The organism is Cohaesibacter marisflavi (assembly GCF_963665895.2).
GTDB classification, from domain to species: domain Bacteria; phylum Pseudomonadota; class Alphaproteobacteria; order Rhizobiales; family Cohaesibacteraceae; genus Cohaesibacter; species Cohaesibacter marisflavi.
The window spans coordinates 3540877-3560000 of record NZ_OY762534.1; the positions used below are offsets into that span (position 1 = coordinate 3540877).

18 protein-coding genes and 2 rRNA genes (1 of these 20 running past the window's edge) are annotated in these 19124 nt (G+C 55.2%); 6 read left to right on the top strand and 14 right to left on the bottom strand.

The features are described 5' to 3' along the window. Positions 1-74 precede the first annotated feature (74 nt). The 11 genes from ACKPCT_RS16820 to ACKPCT_RS16870 form a co-directional block, all read right to left on the bottom strand. Positions 75-791, bottom strand: coding sequence for an ABC transporter ATP-binding protein (locus ACKPCT_RS16820; protein WP_319514979.1), 717 nt, complete (start codon positions 789-791; stop codon positions 75-77). Beyond that, a complete protein-coding gene (locus ACKPCT_RS16825; protein ID WP_090075173.1) occupies positions 791-1546 on the bottom strand; it encodes an ABC transporter ATP-binding protein in 756 nt (251 codons plus the stop codon). Before ACKPCT_RS16825 ends, ACKPCT_RS16820 begins: the two co-directional genes overlap by 1 nt. Then, positions 1543-2541: a branched-chain amino acid ABC transporter permease gene (locus ACKPCT_RS16830; protein WP_319567473.1), complete on the bottom strand. Its 999-nt coding sequence runs from the start codon at positions 2539-2541 to the stop codon at positions 1543-1545. The genes ACKPCT_RS16825 and ACKPCT_RS16830 overlap by 4 nt, the downstream gene beginning before the upstream one ends. After that, on the bottom strand, positions 2534-3448 hold the full coding sequence (locus tag ACKPCT_RS16835) for a branched-chain amino acid ABC transporter permease (protein ID WP_319514976.1): 915 nt from the start codon (positions 3446-3448) through the stop codon (positions 2534-2536). Before ACKPCT_RS16835 ends, ACKPCT_RS16830 begins: the two co-directional genes overlap by 8 nt. 67 nt (positions 3449-3515) lie before the next feature. Then, positions 3516-4628 (bottom strand): ABC transporter substrate-binding protein, encoded by a 1113-nt coding sequence (locus ACKPCT_RS16840; protein ID WP_319567474.1) that lies wholly within the window; start codon positions 4626-4628, stop codon positions 3516-3518. 168 nt (positions 4629-4796) lie between these two features. Beyond that, positions 4797-5309 carry an L-2-amino-thiazoline-4-carboxylic acid hydrolase gene (locus tag ACKPCT_RS16845; RefSeq protein WP_090075177.1) on the bottom strand — a complete coding sequence of 171 codons (513 nt, stop codon included), beginning with the start codon at positions 5307-5309 and terminating at the stop codon, positions 4797-4799. Between the two features lie 647 nt (positions 5310-5956). Further along, positions 5957-7219: an ABC transporter substrate-binding protein gene (locus ACKPCT_RS16850; RefSeq protein ID WP_319567475.1), complete on the bottom strand. Its 1263-nt coding sequence runs from the start codon at positions 7217-7219 to the stop codon at positions 5957-5959. A gap of 181 nt (positions 7220-7400) precedes the next feature. Further along, positions 7401-8231, bottom strand: coding sequence for a carbohydrate ABC transporter permease (locus tag ACKPCT_RS16855; RefSeq protein ID WP_319567476.1), 831 nt, complete (start codon positions 8229-8231; stop codon positions 7401-7403). Continuing rightward, on the bottom strand, positions 8228-9148 hold the full coding sequence (locus ACKPCT_RS16860) for a carbohydrate ABC transporter permease (protein WP_090075180.1): 921 nt from the start codon (positions 9146-9148) through the stop codon (positions 8228-8230). The genes ACKPCT_RS16855 and ACKPCT_RS16860 overlap by 4 nt, the downstream gene beginning before the upstream one ends. Further along, on the bottom strand, positions 9145-10272 hold the full coding sequence (locus ACKPCT_RS16865) for an ABC transporter ATP-binding protein (RefSeq protein WP_210186829.1): 1128 nt from the start codon (positions 10270-10272) through the stop codon (positions 9145-9147). The genes ACKPCT_RS16860 and ACKPCT_RS16865 overlap by 4 nt, the downstream gene beginning before the upstream one ends. 56 nt (positions 10273-10328) lie before the next feature. Next, a complete protein-coding gene (locus ACKPCT_RS16870; RefSeq protein WP_319567477.1) occupies positions 10329-10994 on the bottom strand; it encodes an SLOG cluster 4 domain-containing protein in 666 nt (221 codons plus the stop codon). 121 nt (positions 10995-11115) lie between these two features. Between ACKPCT_RS16870 and ACKPCT_RS16875 the strand changes: the two genes are divergently transcribed. Next, positions 11116-11820 (top strand): DeoR/GlpR family DNA-binding transcription regulator, encoded by a 705-nt coding sequence (locus ACKPCT_RS16875; protein WP_319567478.1) that lies wholly within the window; start codon positions 11116-11118, stop codon positions 11818-11820. An 11-nt stretch (positions 11821-11831) separates the two neighbouring features. Here the strand turns inward: ACKPCT_RS16875 and ACKPCT_RS16880 are convergent, their stop codons facing one another. Further along, positions 11832-12677: a MurR/RpiR family transcriptional regulator gene (locus ACKPCT_RS16880; protein ID WP_319567479.1), complete on the bottom strand. Its 846-nt coding sequence runs from the start codon at positions 12675-12677 to the stop codon at positions 11832-11834. 105 nt (positions 12678-12782) lie between these two features. Here ACKPCT_RS16880 and ACKPCT_RS16885 point away from each other — a divergent pair, with 105 nt between their 5' ends. From ACKPCT_RS16885 to ACKPCT_RS16905, 5 genes are read left to right on the top strand one after another with little or no spacing between them, the layout of a single operon-like run. Further along, entirely contained in the window at positions 12783-13520 is a 738-nt protein-coding gene (locus ACKPCT_RS16885; RefSeq protein WP_319514967.1) for a 5-formyltetrahydrofolate cyclo-ligase, read from the top strand. Positions 13521-13561: 41 nt separating this feature from the next. Next, positions 13562-14533, top strand: a complete 972-nt coding sequence (locus ACKPCT_RS16890; RefSeq protein ID WP_090075194.1) for an ABC transporter substrate-binding protein — start codon at positions 13562-13564, stop codon at positions 14531-14533. Continuing rightward, a complete protein-coding gene (locus ACKPCT_RS16895) occupies positions 14533-15303 on the top strand; it encodes an ABC transporter ATP-binding protein (RefSeq protein WP_319567480.1) in 771 nt (256 codons plus the stop codon). Before ACKPCT_RS16890 ends, ACKPCT_RS16895 begins: the two co-directional genes overlap by 1 nt. Continuing rightward, positions 15293-16903, top strand: a complete 1611-nt coding sequence (locus tag ACKPCT_RS16900) for an ABC transporter permease (RefSeq protein WP_319567481.1) — start codon at positions 15293-15295, stop codon at positions 16901-16903. The genes ACKPCT_RS16895 and ACKPCT_RS16900 overlap by 11 nt, the downstream gene beginning before the upstream one ends. Before the next feature lie 19 nt (positions 16904-16922). Next, positions 16923-17666, top strand: coding sequence for a 5-formyltetrahydrofolate cyclo-ligase (locus ACKPCT_RS16905; protein ID WP_319567482.1), 744 nt, complete (start codon positions 16923-16925; stop codon positions 17664-17666). 204 nt (positions 17667-17870) lie between these two features. Here the strand turns inward: ACKPCT_RS16905 and rrf are convergent. Continuing rightward, a 5S ribosomal RNA gene (gene rrf / locus ACKPCT_RS16910) occupies positions 17871-17985 on the bottom strand. A 121-nt stretch (positions 17986-18106) separates the two neighbouring features. Beyond that, a 23S ribosomal RNA gene (locus ACKPCT_RS16915) occupies positions 18107-19124 on the bottom strand (it continues 1719 nt past the right edge of the window).

Consider the following 19124-nt stretch of genomic DNA (forward strand, 5'->3'; position numbering starts at 1 on the left):
GCCCCTCTGAAGGAGGTGCGGGAAGAAGAAAAATCCCGGCATGGTGCGCACGCCGGGATGATCACTCATGTGTCTTACGACCCTTCGTGCACATGTCCGCCCAGATAGGCATCGGCCACACGCTTGTCACTCATCAGCTCGTGGGCATCGCCCTCGATGACGATCTTGCCATGCTCGATGACATATGCCTTGTCGGAAATGCGCAGAGCAGCCTTCACATTCTGCTCGACCAGAAGAACAGAATAGCCTTCATCGCGAATTCTGGTCACAAGCTCGCAGATGAAGCCCACCAATCGTGGAGCAAGACCCAGGGACGGCTCATCAAGCAGCAGAACCTTGGGCTTATGCATCAATGCGCGCCCGATGCAGAGCATCTGCTGTTCACCACCGGACATGGAGCCGGCCTGCTGTTTGAGGCGTTCCTTGAGAACCGGGAACAGGGTCAAAACATGATCCAATTCCTGTCGACCAAGCGGCCCCGCACCAAGCAACAGATTTTCCAACACGGTCATGGTTGAGAAGATCTGTCGCCCTTCGGGCGCCTGCATCACACCTCGCTCAACGATATCATGGCTCTTGAGCTTTGAGATATCCTGACCGTCGAGCAGAATCTCGCCGCCTGTGGCATGGTAGATGCCCGAGACGCAGCGCATCAGCGAGGTTTTGCCAACACCGTTGGCGCCCAGAACTGAGACAATGCCCTTTTGCGGCACCTTGACCGTCACGTCATGCAGGATATCCTGAACGCCGATCTTGAGCGACAGATTGTTGATTTCAAGAATATTGCTCATCAGTCGTCACCTCCCAGATAGGCTTCCAGAACGGCGGGATCCTGACGCACCTTGGAAGGCACGTCATCGGCGATCTTCTGGCCGGACGCCAACACCACCAAGCGCTGACAGATGCCCATCACCAGCCCCATGTCATGCTCAACAAGCATGATCGTGAGGCCCGTCTTGTTGAGATCGGTGATGAACTGGGCCAGTTCTGCCGTTTCGGAATCGTTCATGCCTGCTGCCGGTTCATCCAGTATCAACAGATCCGGATTCATCGCCAAAGCGCGTGCGATTTCGAGATATTTGCGCTTGCCGTAAGACAGGTTCGCCGCCAGATCATCGGCATGAGCCGTAAGGCCCACCTTTTCGAGCATCTCCCAGCTGCGCTCGGAGATTTCCTTTGCCTTGGCCTTGCCGCCCCAGATGGAGGAAAAGGGGCTGACCCCGATCATGCCCAATGCCCCGACGGAGATATTGTCAAAGACGGTCATGTTGGGGAATACGCGCAGGTTCTGGAAGGTTCGCGACATGCCCTTGTGCGCAATCTTGTGCACTGGCAGGCCCGTGATGCTCTCGCCCTTGAAGCGGACATCGCCCGAGGAAGGTGGTGTAAAACCGGAAATCAGGTTGAACAAGGTGGTCTTGCCCGCCCCGTTCGGCCCGATCAAACCGCACAGTTCGCCCTCAGACACCTTGGTGGAGACATTGTCCACGGCTTTCAGGCCACCGAAGACGCGGGTCAGAGAATCGAGTTCAAGTATTGCCGTCATTTCCAACCGATCCCTTTCTCTGAATTGTCTTCCGACCATGCCGAGCCAAGCAACCTACGCGCAAAGTTGAGCGCATTCACTTCGCCGAACAGGCCCTTGGGCAGGAACAGGATCGCGCCAAACATCAAGAGACCAACGATGATGTTGCGGATATCGCCAAAATAGCGCAGCACTTCGGGCAAGAGGATCAGCAGCAGGGCACCAATCAGCACGCCCGGCAGAGACCCCAAGCCACCCACCACAACCATGGTCAGGATCAGGATCGACTGGGAAAAGTTGAAGTCGTTGGGGGAGATATAACCCGTGGTGTAGGCCCAGAGCGCCCCGGCGATGCCTGCAAAGAAGGCAGAGATCACGAAGGCCTGAATCTTCATCACGGTGACATTGATACCCATTGCCGCCGTGCACTGGTCATCCTCACGCAGCGAGCGAAGGGCATTGCCATAATAGGAATGGCTAAGGCGGTTGAGAATGAGGATCGACACCGCAGAAACGGCTGCGACCACATAATAGATCCCCAGCTCACTGTTGATGGCAACCCCGAACAGATCAATACCGTCAAACAACATCACGCCGTTGGGGCCGTTGGTCAGTCCAACCCAGTTCTGGAAGACCAGAAACAGCATCTGACCGATACCAAGCGTCGCCACGGCAAAATAGATCGACATCAGGCGCATGGTCGGCAGCGCAACCAGAAAGGCAACGAATGCCGCCCCAAGTCCGGCCAGAGGCAAGCCGATCGTAAAGCCGATGCCATATTTGGAGCCAAGCAGCGCGGCCACATAGGCCCCCACACCATAAAGGGAGGCATGGCCCAGATGCAGCAGGCCCGCAACGCCGGTAACCAGATGCAGAGACGCGGCCAGCAGCATGAAGACGAAAGCCAGTGTGGCGATCTGGTAATAATAGCCCTTGCCAAAGCCTTCGAGCGCTAAAGGCACCACGGCGAAGACAATAACCAGAAGCAGGAGTTTGATGAGAAGCGACTTAGACACGTTCCCTCCTTGCTCCGAAGAGACCCTGCGGGAAGAAGATCAGCGTAGCCAACAAGAAGCCATAGGCAACCATGTCAGACCAGACCGATGGCATGAAGCTGGTGGAAATGCTTTCGGCCAGTCCAAGGACCATGGCAGAGACAACTGCGCCCGGAATGGAGCTAAGACCGCCCATGACCATGGCAACAAAGGCCTTGATGCCCGGTGTGAAGCCCATGGCAGGGAAGATGGCGCCATAATAGAGCCCGACGAGAATACCAGCCAGTGCGCCCATGCCCGAACCGATGATAAAGGTAAAAATGATCGTCCGGTCGGTGTTGATGCCGCAATATTTGGCACCCAGCGCATTGTTGGAAACCGCGCGAATGGACATGCCGATGGGGCTCTTCTTGAGCAGCCATTGCAATCCGGCCAGCATCAAGAGCGTGATGCCCAGAATGATCAGGTCACCATTGACGATGGTGATCGGGCCGATCTCGATCGGTTTGTTGATCAGGTAGGCCAGATCGACAGACTGGAACTGCGAGCCGAAAATCAGCTCCATTGCTTCACGAGCAATGATGGACATGGCAAGGGAAGACATCAGGGTGGCTTCACGCATGGCGCGGGATTTCAGCGAGGCTTCATCGGAAAATCGGCGAAATGGCCGGAAAGCAAGACGCTCAAGACCGAAACCGGCAAAGGCCCCTGCAGCAAGTGCAATGAAAAGCACCACCAGAAGCGGCGGCGCAAATGCGGTAATGGCCATAAGACCGGCAAAGGCCCCGATCGTGTAAACCTCACCATGGGCAAAGTTCACCACATTGAGCACGCCGAAAATAAGCGTGAAACCGATCGCCATCAACGCATAAATCATACCCAGCGAGACGCCAATGGCGAGCTGCTGCAAAAAATAAGGATCGAACACACGGTCCCCCTTTTCTCTTATTGCCACCCGCCCGAAGGCTCAGCTCCGGGCGGGATGGGGGATAGGATTACTTGACTTCTACGAACACGCCGTCTTTGACGGTGGCTTTGGTGAGTTCCTTGAGGGGTTCACCATTTTCGTCAAAGGACGTGTTGCCGGTTACACCGGGGAAGTCTTTGGTGCCGGCGACTGCGTCACGCAGGCTGTCGCGGGTTACGTCCGGATAAGCCTTGGCAACAGCGGCAAGCATGATGTTGACCGCGTCATAAGCCTGTGCCGGGAACTGACCAGGCGCGTTGTCATGACCTTTTTTCCATTCTGAGACGAATTCGGTCACATTCTTGTCCGCACGGGTTGGCAAGAAGGTGGCGGTCAGCTTGAGGCCTTCGGCCGCGTCACCAGCAAGCTCGATCAGCTTGTCGTTATAGGCAGCTGAGGTGGAGTAAACCGGAATGTCTGCATTAAGCTGGGCAACCTGTTTGAGGAACTGGGCACCATCTTCATAGAAGAAGCCGGTGTAAACAGCCTCAGGCTTCTGCTCTTCGATCTTGGTGATGATAGAACGGAAGTCAGCCAGACCACGGTTGAAGAATTCGGTGTAGACGACTTCGCCACCCAGTTCCTTGAAGGGATCAACGAAGCCCTTGACCACAGACTGACCCCAGTCGGTCTGTTCAGCAATCACGGCCACCTTGGTGATCCCTTGATCGATCATCCACTGGGCGTTGACGGCGCCTTCCTGATTCTGAGTGGTGATGTTGCGGAACTGCCATTTGGAGATTTTTGCAAAATCCGGATGGGAGGCCGTCTGGGAGAGCTGAACCATACCGGAGCGCTTGTAGACCTGTGCGGCGGCCATGGAAACGGTTGAGGTAAAGTCACCCAATACGCCGACGATTTCATCGTCATCGACAAATTTACGGGCGATGGTCACGCCTTCCTTGGCGTCAGAGCGGGAGTCTTCATAGATGATTTCAACCGGTACATCGATCTGGCCGGATGCATTGAATTTGGCAAGAGCGATCTCTGCGGCGTCCTTGAAGTCCTGGCCATACTGTGCGGTGTTGCCGGTAAGAGGCAACTGATACCCGATCTTGATGCTATCGGCAGCCTGGGAAGCTGCTGGAATCATGACCGAAGCAACAGTGAGTGCCAAAAGCGTTCTGCGAGAAAGTTTCATAGCGGATGTTCCCCAATGGGTTGGTAATCGGTGTACTAAGCGCCTGACTTTCATCAGGCAAAGGGAGGTGACGCCCGTTTTAACGGGTCTGTTTTATGTCCGGTATTCCGGATCATGCATTTCGACGTCCGATTTGCCGGATCTGTCTGTATTATAAAAAGATCTTCTTCAAACTGCTTCTGCTTCAGAACCAGGTTTCACGACGAGGCGGCAGCAGCCGGTGTCGCCAATCTTCCAGGTCTCGCCTTCGAAGGTGAAGCCAGCCTTGCTGAACATGCCTGCGTCAATGGCACCTGCGGCCTTACACAGCAGCTCGAGCGCTTCGCCCTTGCGGCCGGCAGCAACCCAGTTGTCTTTCAGCGGGCATTTGTGGAATTTGATTTCCATGCCTTCATGGTCACATTTGCGCAGCTCAGGGCCAAACAGATGGTCGCGGCAGGGAATACCCTGCAGGAACTGCTCAGTGAGGCCTTCGATATTGGCCGGGCCATGCGCTTGCAGCTTTTCACCCATTTCTTCTCCGAGACGATAGGTGGCATCGCTCATCAGTTCGACAGCTTTGTCGTTGCCAAAATTTTCAACCAGAACATCAAACATGAACATGTAGAATTTGGCACGCATGGCATAGGCGCCGGAAAGCTGCTCAAGTGTGATCTCGGGGGTCGTGGTCTCTTCTGACATTGGTCTCTCCAATTGTGGTCTTGTGGTTATCACCTTATAGCCTGACATTTGACGATCATTCACATGATCCTGTGCCGGTCCGCCAAAGACGAAACAAACATATATCAGGCAGGAGCTAAGGCTCGACCATCTCTTCTTTCAGTAACAATGCTTTAAAATCAAAGCGGTTGTTCCCGCAACTGACGAAGGCTTGCGCCTCTGCCTAGATTTCAACTAAGAACAATTTGCAAGAGTAAAATGCAACAGCGTTCTATGAATTTTATCGTGCTTTGCTCGCCTACAAGAGCGAAAATGCCTTAAATTTAGACTTGCTCAAATTTTACGCATACAAGCCTGTGAAGCGCAAATGAAATATTGTTTTCCATACAACTAAAGTAAATTTACTGAGGGCTTTGCCCTATCGGCTCGCAGTCGAAACAAAGAAGGCATGTCGTTCTGATAGATACGGAAAGTCACGGACAATCCAATGTTCGAACAAGAAGCCTCTGTTCCGTTCTCCAACTATCCAGAAGACAAAACCCCTCCCATAAGCAGGGCCGCTTACGGGAGGGGTTCTTTTTAAAGGAGCGCACTTTTGCGATGGAGAGGGCGAGTGAAAACGCCAGATCTGTAAAGCGCGCTCCAAATCGAAAAAGGACAAAGACCGTCTATTTGAAACCGAGCTTTGCACTCACATCACTGGCGACCTGCTTGATAGTCTTTTCCGCATCCGCCCCGTCGATCACATCCACAAGGCCTGCGGCGATCATATCTGTCACGGCGACACCTTCAGACCCCGGATAGGAATACCAGGGCCCCGCAAAGGCAGACACCTGAGCGTGCGCCCGTTTGGCATTCTGGTTCTTTGCATAGAAGTCGCCAAGATAGGTGTCGTCCTGCAGAACGATGGCATTGGTGGGTGCATAGCCGGTATTTTCAACGATGACCTTGGCCGCATCCGGACCCGTTACATAGCGCATATATTTCCACGCTGCCTGCTGGCGTTTTTCATCATCGGTCAGCATGACCACTGCGGAGCCACCGGTCGGGAAGTAGATGGAGCTTTTGTCCTTGGCCGCCGTAATGAAAGGCAACAGCGTGACATCAAAGCGATCACCGGCCCCTTCGACCATGCGCGTAAGGTAAGAGGAGCTATCGATATAGATGCCCAGCGTGCCAGCAACGAAAGCCTGACGTGCATCGTTGCCGGAATAGTTTTTCATGCCGGCTTCCTTGGCGAGACGACCATAGAATTCAGCAGCCTTGACGCCTGCTTCGCTGTCGAAGGTGATTTTGGTTTCGTCTTCATTCATCGGGCGTCCACCATAGGAGCCCAGCACCGACTGGAAGCGCCAGTCATGCGCAGCAATCCAGGCACCGTCAATCGTGTCGCCCAAAGCATTGATCTTGCCAGCCAGATCAATCAGACCGTCAAAGTCCTGCGGGAATGCATCCAGAGACACACCGGCCTTTTCGACCAGATCGGGGTTCACATACATGACCAGCGTGGAGGCAGAGGCCGCCAGAGCCCACTGCTTGCCCTTATATTGCCCCAGAGAACGCAGAGCGCGGGTGTAGCCATCTTTCTCAAAAGCAGCTTCATCACCAATCAACCCATCAAGTGGCTGGGCCAGTTCACGGGATTCCAGAATACGCCAGCGATTAAGGCCCACAAAGGCCACGTCCGGCAGGTTGCCAGCAACGGATTCGCGCAGCAGACGCTGGACGCCATCGGCATAGGTTTCTGCCGGGCTGTCATACTGGATCTTGATGTCCGGATTATTTGCCATGAAACCATCGGCCAGCTTCTGCTGGACTTCGGTCCACAATGTCGGGTTGGCATAATGCACACGCAGGGTGATGTCTTCAGCTTTTGCCGCAGCCGTGGCAAACAGGCCAGCAGCAAGAGAGGCAATGAGTAGTTTTTTCATAGTGACGTTTCCTATCCAAGATACGCAATAATTTTTCGGGTTGAGGGAAAAAGCTGGTTGCCCTCAAGTCATGCTTGTCTGGCGTTTGTTTGCCTTTACGCCGTTTTTCTTTCTTGTTCGGCTCCTTCGTGCGCCCAAGAACCGGCCCCACGAAGAAAGCAAGGGTGCAGAGCCCGTCGCCCTATCCTTTAAGGCCGGTCATGGTGAGCCCCTGAATGAAGGCGCGCTGAGCCATAAGGAAGACGAGCACCAGCGGCGCGGTGACAATGGCGGTTGCCGCCATCAGCGGCCCGAAGCTTGAGCCCGCTTCCACATCACGGAAAAACAGAATGCCGCGCGGCGGCGTCGCCAATTCCGGACTGGATACAGCGATAAGCGGCCAAAAGAGATCATTCCAATGGGCGACCACTGAGAAGACAGCAAAAGCCGTGGCCGCAGGCCATGCGAGCGGAAAGGCAATGCGCCAGACGATGGACATTTCGCTCAAGCCATCCACCCGTGCGGCGTCGATGAGATCCTTGGGGATGGTGGCAAAGAACTGCCGGAACAGGAAAATGCCAAACACCGAGGCGATAAAAGGCAGAATCAGGGCTGCATAGCTATCCAGCAGGCGCAATTGTGACAGGCCCAGAAACAGGGGAATGGCTGTTACATGATAGGGCACCAGCAATCCGGCCAACACCATCCCCATGACAATCGCCTTGCCGCGAAAGTCCCGCTGGGTGAGCGCATAGGCGCACGGCACGGCAATCAGAATTTGCAGGATGAGAATGCCGCCGCAGACGATGATGCCATTGATGAGAAAGCGCCAGAGGGGCATCTTGGTAAAGGCCACCACATAGTTGTTCCATTCAAAATGGCTGGGCAGCAGCTGGATGCTGTCCTGAAAAATTTCGTCGGCTGGCTTTAGGGAAAGGGAGATCATCCAGAAGAAAGGCAACAGGATGATGGCTGCCCCCAGGAGCAAAAGACCAAGGCTTACGGCGCGGGAAAGGTATCGGGCAGCGATCATCGGTAATGCACCTTCTTTTCAACGATCCTTACCTGAGTCAGAGTCAGGATGAGCACGGCCACAAAGAAGACCACTGTGATGGCGCTGGAATAGCCCGCCTTGAAATAGACAAAACCCTCACGATACATCGCATAGACCAGCGTGTCGGAGGCATAGGCCGGTCCGCCCTGCGTGAGCGTTGCGACGGTTTCAAAGACGCGGAAGGAACGGGTCGCCGTTACCACCAGAACGAACAGGGTGGTGGGGCCCAACATGGGCCATGTGACGGTCCAGAAACGATCCCACCAATTGTTGGCACCGTCGATTTCTGCGGCGTCATAAAGCTGGGAGGGAATGGCCGTGAGCCCGGCCAGAAACAGCACCATATTATAGCCGATGGTCTCCCATATGCCGATGGCGGCCAACGTATAGAGCACCAGCCCGCGATCGGAGAGCCATGACTGGCCCGGAATGCCCACCAGCCCGATCAACTGATTGATCAAGCCGAGGCTGGGGTGAAGCAACATCTGGAACACCGTCGCCATGGCGACCAATGTCGCGGCGACAGGCATGAAATAAGCCGTGCGCAACATGGTCGCCAGCCTCGGGCTCCAGGTTGAAACCGACTGCACCCCAAGGGCAACAACCAGCGAGAAAATCATGGACAGCGGCATCACGACCGCAACATAGAGAAGCGTATTGGTGACCGCACGACGGCCCGTCCGGTCGGTAAAGAGGGTCACGTAATTATCAAGCCCAACCCAGTGAAAGGAACGGGCGCCAAACTGGTAATCGGTGAAAGAGAAGACCGCCACGAGAAGCGAGGGAATGAAAATGAGTACCAGCATGGCAAGGGTCGCGGGCCCTGCCAGCGACAGGGTTGTCGCGGCTTCCTTGAGGTGCGGCGCGGAGAGCTGACGGGGGGACAAAGCCATCATACGGCCTCCCCTCTTTGTCTGACCTCAAGGGGCAGCCGCTCACCACTTTCAGCCTTGAACAGATGGATCTTCTGCGGTGCGATGGATAACTGCACAACATTGCCCACCGCAGGCACAAGCGGCCCCTCCTCATCAGCAACCCGCAAGCAAATGCCTTCGGACAGCTCCACATCAAGCAATGTGTGGCCGCCCAGATAATCTACCCGCGTCACCCGGCCCTGAAGAGGGCCGTTTTCGACGAGCGCGATATTCTCTGGCCTCAAGCCAAGAATGATGTCTCCATCCCAAGCTTCAGATAGAACAAAGGCCCCAAAGGGGGACTGAAGTGCTGTGCCTACCGGTTTGACTGTCAGCAGATTGATCGGATGCTCACCGACGAAGGCCGCGACCTTGGTGTTCGCGGGTCTCGAATAGAGAATGCGCGGCGGTGCGACCTGCAAAATATGTCCTTCCATCATCACCGCTACCTGATCGGACAGGCTCATAGCCTCCGTCTGGTCGTGGGTGACATAAATGAAGGTCTTACCGGTCTGCTTATGCAACAGGCTGATTTCTTCGCGCATCTGACCGCGCAGCTTGGTATCAAGATTGGAGAGAGGCTCATCAAAGAGAAAGGCCTTCGGGTCTCGCACCAAGGCACGCCCGACAGCAACACGCTGCTTCTGCCCACCGGAAAGCTCTGAAGGCTTGCGTTCAAGCAACTCGGTGAGGCCAAGCATGGCCGCAATCCGCTCCACTTCACGCCCGTTGGCTGCCCGTTTGCGTCGCGCAGAAGGCAACAGGGCCGTCACGAGCGGGAGCCGTTCCAGGCGGCTCATGGACCGCATCGCCAGCGGCAACCCGATATTGGCCCGCACCGTCATATGAGGATAAAGCGCATAGGACTGAAACACCATCGCGATATTGCGGAGGGTCGCGCTTTTCTCCCGCACATCTTCGCCATCAAACAACAGCGTACCAGCGGAAGGTTGATCAAGACCGGCCAGAATGCGCAACAAGGTGGATTTGCCGCATCCGGATGGCCCCAAAAGGGAGGTAAAACTCCCTTCCGGAATTTCCAGATTGATGGCATCCAGAACCGGCTTGTCATCAAATATGCGCGTCAGCGACTTGAGCTGGATCACGGTTTATCTCCGATAAATGTAAATTAATTTACAGATATCGGAGATAGATGTAAGTTTTATGACGCATCGCTCTTTGTTGATGCTGGCAGGTGGAGAAGCACGGGAACAAGAGCCTCCAGAACGGCCTCTACACTTTCCTTATGCTGCACCCCGTCAATGTCGGGAGCATGACACAGCCCGAAAACCTGCTTGCCAAACACCAGTCCGAAGGCGGCCTCACTGTGGGTGCCATATTGTCCGCCAACCGCGACCAGCGCCTGTGAGCCTTGCGCGATCAGGGCATTGCGCGCATGGCCAATCCCCGTTGCAAGCGGAATGGTTATGTAATCGTTGGCGTCGCGCCAATCGTCACCACGCAAAAAGCCCATGGTCAGCCCGCCTTGCAGAAATGCGCCGCGGCTGGCCGCTTCCATGACGCCACCGCGCCCGCCGCACAGAATTGGCACATTCAGTTCGGCCAGTTTTGCACCCAACAATTCGGCAGCTTTCAACATGTCCGCGTCAGGCTCGTTGGGGCCGATAATGCCAACGGGAATCTTTCTCGTATTCTTCTGCGCATAGACGTGTCGCACAGCTTCAAGCCCATCGATGGTCTGCCGAGCCCCCTTAGAGCCTGATACCCCTTGCGCGTCCGAAGGCATCCAACGCCAGTGCCAACTATCAAGCCAGGTTTCGTCAGACTGCCATATTGTGCCCTGATCATCGATTTGCAAATTGATCATTCCGCTTGCCTTTCCCGCAATAGGTTGTGTAGGTTATCTTACACAATAATTAATTTGGAAGATAATTTACAATTTCTTTGATGTCAGAATGACGACAGTTTGAAAATTCGGGGCGAAAGCCATGGACACCCTTTCAAAAAGACAGCAGGACATTCTCACCCTTGTGGGAGAAAGCGGCTTTGTCACCATTGAAGCGCTCGCCGACAGCTTCGGCGTTTCGGCCCAGACAATTCGCCGCGAGATCATCGCCATGGACAATGCCGGTCTGTTACAGCGCTTCCATGGGGGGGCTGGCCGGGCAGAAGGCACCAGCACCTTGCGGCTGGGTCACAATTACAAGGCCCATCAGAATCGCGAGGAAAAAGACCTGATCGCGCAGAAAGTTGCAGATCTCGTTGCACCGGGGTCATCACTCTATATTGATGTGGGCACAACCATGGAGGCCGCAGCCATACGGCTCAACAAGCTTGCGTCCCTGACCATTCTCACCAACAGCATGCGGGTTGCTGCCAATTTCGATCATACACGGCATGCGGTACATGTGCTTGGCGGGGTCATGGCTGGTCAGGATGGCTCTCTTGTAGGGGAACAGGCGGTTCTAAATTTGCGCGATGTGCGGCTTGATTACGCCCTGATCGGCTGCTCAGGTATTGAGACAAGTGGCAGTGTCATGGATTTCGATCAGCGCAAGATCGCCATCAAGCAGGCGGCTCTCGGGGTGGCAAGGCACAGCTATCTGCTGGCCACGGCAGGCAAGTTCGAGCGTAGCGCCTTCGCTCGCATTTGCCACAGGGACGATGTCGAAGCCGTCATCAGCTCCGACTGAACTCCCCCCCCTCACAACCCGCCGAGATCTTCCTTGATGCTATCGACGATTTCGGCCCGCTGCTGCGCCGACTTTCCGGCATGGGCTGCATAGGTCAGAGCCAGAAGGCGGATCGCGCTGCTGACAGCGGTATGCGACGCGCCAAGAGCAAAGCTTGATACATGGCAGGGCAACACCACCTTGGAAACCCGCTGCATTTCAAACAGGGATGTCCGGTCCGTGATGGTGACAACATTTAGCCTGCTGGTCTTGGCATAGTTCAAGATCGATTTGAGCAGCGTCGACCGTGGTGGCAGGGTGATCAACAACAACACGTCCTTGGGGCCAGTCATGGCCAGATCTTCAGCCCATGACCCCTGATTGATGCCCAGAATCATGACGCCGTGCCGCAAGCGGGAGAAGATCAGGCGCGCATAGCGAGCAATGCCTTCCTCTGTACCCAACCCGAGCACCCAAATGCGCGGAGCGTTGTCGATCAGTTCGGCCGCTTCGCGCACCTTGTCAGAACGCAATTCTTCAAAAGTGCGTGTCAGATTCTTCAATTCAAGCTCCAGATGGGCGCCAATGGCACGACCCATGGCCACTTGTTCAGAATTGGTTACAGACAATTCGTAAGGCTCGGACTGGTTCCGCTCTTCACGGGCTTGCAATTTAACTTCGTTGAAATCGGCATAGCCCAGATGCTGGAAGAAACGCGCAGCGGTGGCCTTGGAAACCCCTGCCATTTCAGCAATTTCGGTCGCCGAGTGCGTGAGGATGTCATCTTGCCGATCCAGGATGAGGCTCGCGAGCTTTTTCTCTCCGGCAGTCAGCCTTGAGTATCTTTCCTGAATTCTCAGCACGAGGCGTGATGCCATGAAACCCTCCGATTCTTGTTCGTCTCATAAAAAAAGATTAGCAGCCCTCTTGCAATAATGAAACAACAGTTTCATGATTATGAAACCGAGAAACAAGGAGGCAGAATGAGTCAATCCCGTCTCATACGCAAAGGCATATGGCAGCGACTGAAAGATGTCGCACGGGCTGACGCGCGCTTTCATCTCGATTTTTCCGAAGTGATCCCCGATTTCGACGGCTCTGAGCAGGCAACCGAACGGGTTCTGCAAGATGACGCCTTCAAGGCCTGTCGCTTCGCATTCGTGACACCTGACAATTCCCTTACGCTTTTGCGCCAACGCATGATCGAAGCGGGCATACCGCTGGTCATGTCCACTTTCAATATCCGGCGTGGATTTCTCTATCTCGCGCCGGGCGTCGTGCCCAAGGGAGCCGAGCTTTATGCTTCATGGCTTGAGGGCATGGAGCATTTCGCCACCCCCATTTCGCTGGAAGGCATTGCGCAAAAGGGGAGTTTCGATTTTGCCGCCACCGGCGCATCTGCTGTTTCTTCCAAAGGCATCCGCTTTGGCAAGGGGCACGCCTATTTCGATCTGGAATGGGGCATGTTCACAGATCTCGGCCTGATGGAAGAAACAACGCCTGTCGCTTCTATCGTGCATGATGTGCAGGTGACCGACGAAACCGTCATCGCCAGCGATCTCGACATCGCCATCGATATGATCGCCACACCGGAGAAGCTGATCCGGGTTGAGAGAAACGAGCGGCGGCCGCGCGGCATCCGCTGGGATCTCTTGAGCAAAGAGCAAATAATGGACATTCCGCCTCTGGCCGAGTTGGCTCGGATCAGGGGTGTTTTTTAAAAAGACCGCTATCCTTCCCGAGACAAATGGAGACACTGATCATGAGACTTGCTCTGGACAGACGCCGATTTCTTTCCCTGATGGCCGCAGGCGCAGCCCTGCCAACCATGGGCCGCTTTGCCAGCGCTGCAAGCCCTTTCGCCTTTCAGGCTTCCTGGATCAACGATGCCGAATTCACCGGCTATTTCGTTGCCATGGACAAAGGCTATTATGCTGAGGAAGGCCTGGACCTTTCCTATGCTTCCGGCGGACCGGATGTCATCCCTGAAAGCACCATCATCGCAGGCAAGGCTGATCTGACGCTGACGACGCCGGACACCACCATCAAGGCGATTGCCGAGCAGGGCGCACCGTTCAAGATCATCGGTACCCAGTATCAAAAGAACCCGATCGGTATCGTGTCGCTTGCGTCCAACCCGATCAAGAGCCCTGAAGATCTCATCGGCAAAACCCTTGCCGTGCCGCCGGTCAACGTGATTTCCGTTGAAGCCATGCTGAAAATTTCCGGTGTGGATCGCTCCAAGATCAACATCGTGCCTTATGCCTATGATCCAACACCGCTGATCAAGGGCGAAATCGACGCGTCTCTCGATTTCACCACCAACGTGCCTTTCACCATCAAGCAGGCCGGTGCTGATGCGACCTCCTTCCTGCTCTACGATTTCGGCTTCACCATCTTTAACGACACGGTCGTGGTCACCGAAGAAACCCTCAAGAGCAAGCGCAAGGAACTGGTTTCCTTCCTGCGTGCCTCTCGCAAAGGCTGGGAAGAAAATCTCAAGGACACCACTGTCTATCCACCGAAATTTGCGGACAGCTGGTTCAAGGGCACGGGCCGTTCCATCGAGAATGAACTCTTCTTCAACGAAGCTCAGAAGTCTCTGATCGAAGCGGAAGGCGGCATCTTCTCCATGAGCGAAGAAGCCATCGAAGCCAACATCAAGGCGCTGGCAGAAGTGGGCATCGCGGCCAAACGCGAGTATTTCGATACCTCTCTGCTGGAAGAAATCTAATGAATGCCGAGCACGGTATAACAATCAATCAGGTGTCGCGGTCCTTTACGGGCCGCGGCACACTCGTTCAGGCGCTGTGCGATGTGTCCCTTGACTGTCCGGAAGGCTCCTTTACGGCGCTGATCGGGCCGTCGGGCTGTGGCAAGTCTACCTTGTTGCGGCTGGCTCTGGGGCTTGACGCACCTGATTCTGGCCAAGTGCTTATTTCCGGCATGACACCGCAGGCCGCTGCCAAGAGCGGCAAGACCGGCGTCGCCTTTCAGGATGCCGCGCTGATGCCCTGGCGCACCGTGGAAGACAATATCCTGTTGCCTCTGGACGTCCTCGGGCGCAAACGGAGCGCTTATCACGACGAAGTGGCCAAGCTGGTCAAGCTGGTCGGGCTAGATGGCTTTGAAAAGGCCCTGCCTGGTGAATTGTCTGGAGGCATGCGCCAGCGCGCAGCGATTGCCCGCGCCCTCGTCACCCGCCCCGAAATCCTGTTTCTTGATGAGCCCTTTGGGGCTCTTGACCAGATCCTGCGCCGACAGATGAATGTAGAGCTGCAACGCATCTGGATGGAAAGCAACGCCACCACCCTGTTGGTAACCCACGGCATTGATGAAGCCATTTTCCTTGCAGACCGCGTGGTTGTCATGCAGAGCAAACCCGGTCGGATCAGCCGCATTATCGATGTGCCGTTTGATCGTCCGCGTACGCCGGATCTATTTGCACATCCAACCTTCCACGCCTTGGAAAAGGAAATCGCGGAGGCGCTGGATGGCCACTAAGACGCCCGCCGCCAAGACCGAAAGTGTTCTCTCTTTGCGGCAGAAGCTGGCCCGCTATTCGACCGTGCGCAACTGGCTGTTGCTGCTTGTCTTCTGGGAGATCATCGGACAATTGCGGCTGGTTGCTGATGGAGCATTGCCAGCACCGTCTGCAATTCTGGCCCGCATGTGGGTTGATTGGGCCGACTATCCGCCACATATCTGGGCCACTCTGGAAGGTGCAGGAGCAGGTTTCCTCATCGGCAACGCTGTGGCAATAGCGGCGGGTGTGCTGTTTGCCACCTTCCCCCTTACACAGCGGCTGGCACGCGGGGTTAATGTGGCGCTGTTTGCGCTGCCCCCTATTGCCGTTTCACCGATCCTCGTCATTACCTTTTCTGACATGACACCGCGTATCATTCTGGCGGCGATCGGCTGTTATTTCGTAACCATGAGCGCCACTGTTACCGGCATCCAGCAGACAGACCGACGTATTGTCGATGTCGTGCATGCTTATGGTGGGCGGCAATGGAAAACCCTTATCTATGCCCAGATGCGCAGCGCCATTCCAGCCATTCTGTCCGGGCTCAGAGTCGCAGCCCCGAATGCGGTTCTGGGATCTATTCTTGCAGAATTCGGCGGAGGTGGTCGGTTTGGACTTGGAGTCTATCTGATCGGATCACTCGGCCGGGGCGAGCCCGATCGACTGTGGGGTATCGGTCTTTCGGCAACAGTGATTGCCGGGCTCGCCTACTTTCTTTTCTCTCTCATCGCCACGCGCCTGACTGGCACCTCGAAGGCTGTTACCGTGCCTGCAAGCCCTCCGGCGCCCAAAGCGGAGAAGAGTATGGTACTCACGTTAGCGCTCGGCACCGTTTCTTTTGCCCTGCCGTTCCTTTTATGGTGGCTTATGCTCGCCATCATGGGCACCCCCGCCATGATCGCCAAGACACCGGTTGGTCTGTTTGACTATCTCTTCATGATGCCCAGCAGTCTTGTTAGTCTTGGCAAGCTGGCTACAGCGCTCGGCCAGACGCTGCCCATGACCATGGTCGGCATGGCGGTTGGCCTGTCCTTCGCCTTTGCGCTGGCGCTCTGCTCAGTGCTTTATCCGGCCATCATCCGCGGCTTCATGCCCGTTGCGCTTGTCACCCAGACCATGCCTTTGGTCGCACTGACACCATTGCTGGTCCTCATTCTGGGGCGCGGCCCTTCGCTAATCCTCTGGATCACCGTGTCAGTGACCTTCTTTCCGGCCTTTGTTACCATGGCACAAGGTCTGTCCATGGTGTCGCGGGCTGCTATTGAGGTGCCCAAGGCATATGGCGCCGGACCGTTCAGACAACTCTGGCTGGTTTCGATTCCTGCCTCCCTGCCCTATCTCTTCGCTGCAACGAGACTGGCCGTTCCCCGCGCTCTTTTGGGCGTAATGATTGCCGAATGGCTTGCCACCGGCAAAGGCCTTGGCAATCTGCTCAACCAATCCCGCGGATATCTGGACTATGGCATGATCTGGTCGGTTTCCGTGGTTTCAGTTCTCATATCCGTTCTTTTCTATCAAATCGTAGTCGCCATCGAACAGCGCGTACTTTCAAAGCGCGGCATGGCACCTGCCCAATAAGACATCACGGAGCTTCAACATGGTGGATATTGTTGATCACAAAATCAAAGTCCGCGAACGCGTTTGGCGCGAATTGCGCAAAGTTGCCGTCCCCGATAGCCGATTTCATTTCGATTTTGGTGAGTTCATCGCCGATTTTGAGGGTGGTGAAGAGGCTGTACAGCGGCTCGTGGACCATGAATTCTATCAGAATTCGAATTACATCTTCATCACGCCGGACAATTGCCTCGATCGCCTGCGCCTAAAAGCGCTCGAAGATGGCAAGAAAGTTCTGATGACGACCTATTCGATCAAGCGCGGCTTCTGGCTGCTGGATCCAGCAAAAATCGCAACCGAGCTCTATCTCTATGCTTCTACACTTGATGGCATGGAGCGGGTTGGACAGCCAGTAAGCCTCAAGGATCTCGCAGACATGCCGAAGGTGGACTATATGGTCACCGGCACAGGCGCCATCAACACCATGGGCATCCGCTTTGGCAAGGGGCATGGCTTCTTTGATAGCGAATGGGGTATGCTTTACCAGATCGGGCGGATCTCGACCGATACCCCCTCGGCTGCAGTCGTCCATGATTGCCAATTGCTTGAAGAAGAGCTGACACCGGATGTCTATGACACCGTCGCTGATGCCATTTTCACCCCAACGCGCACAATTACGGTAGACGGACCGCACAAACCGACTTGCGGTATTCTTTGGGATCGTCTTGATCCAGTCATGTATGAAACCATCCCACCGTTGCAGGAGCTTAAGGCCATGGGCCTCTGATGCCCGACTTCATTTTCAATTCAACTTCGTGAAGAGTCCCCGCAGAACTCTTGACACCAAAGGAAAGCCCACAGGATTGTTTCGTGTGGGCTTTTCTCATGCTTGGGGCAACACGGATTCCTGAGCCTATATATATTGTCCATATACGCAAAAACCCCCCGGCTTATGGAGCACGGGGGGTTTTTGAATGTTTGTTATTAGCAGGCCCGGCAGCGACCTACTCTCCCACGTCTTAAGACGGAGTACCATTGGCGCAGAGGATATTAACGGCCGAGTTCGGGATGGGATCGGGTTTGGTGTCCTCGCCATAACCACCGGGCCGGCGAATAACAAACAGAGAAGCTGGAGTTGCTAACGGTGATTTTATCCAATCACCTAGCGCTTAGTTTTTTCGTGTTGCTAAAGAGCAACCCGCTTTGAATGAATATAGACAAATGAGAGTAATCAAGCCTATCGAGCTATTAGTATCAGTAAGCTTCGCACGTTACCGCGCTTCCACACCTGACCTATCAACGTGGTGGTCTTCCACGGCTCTCAGGGAGAACTCGTCTCAAGGTGGGCTTCCCGCTTAGATGCTTTCAGCGGTTATCCCTTCCGCACATAGCTACCCTGCAATGCGGCTGGCGCCACAACAGGTCCACCAGAGGTGCGTCCAACCCGGTCCTCTCGTACTAGGGTCAGCTCCTTTCAATTCTCCTGCGCCCACGGCAGATAGGGACCGAACTGTCTCACGACGTTCTGAACCCAGCTCACGTACCGCTTTAATTGGCGAACAGCCAAACCCTTGGGACCTGCTCCAGCCCCAGGATGCGATGAGCCGACATCGAGGTGCCAAACAATGCCGTCGATATGGACTCTTGGGCATCATCAGCCTGTTATCCCCGGAGTACCTTTTATCCGTTGAGCGATGGCCCTTCCACACGGGACCACCGGATCACTATGACCGACTTTCGTCTCTGCTCGACTTGTCAGTCTCGCAGTCAGGCTGGCTTATGCCATTGCACTCAACGACCGATTTCCGACCGGTCTGAGCCAACCATCGCGCGCCTCCGTTACTCTTTGGGAGGCGACCGCCCCAGTCAAACTACCCACCATGCGCTGTCCCGGATCCGGATAACGGACCGCGGTTAGACAGCCATGACAACAAGGGTGGTATTTCAAGGATGGCTCCATCTGAGCTGGCGCCCAAATTTCAAAGCCTACCACCTATCCTACACATGCCAACACAACTGTCAGCGCAAAGCTATAGTAAAGGTTCACGGGGTCTTTCCGTCTGACCGCAGGAACCCCGCATCTTCACGGGGAATTCAATTTCACTGAGTCTATGCTGGAGACAGCGGGGAAGTCGTTACGCCATTCGTGCAGGTCGGAACTTACCCGACAAGGAATTTCGCTACCTTAGGACCGTTATAGTTACGGCCGCCGTTTACCGGGGCTTCAATTCGATGCTCTCACATC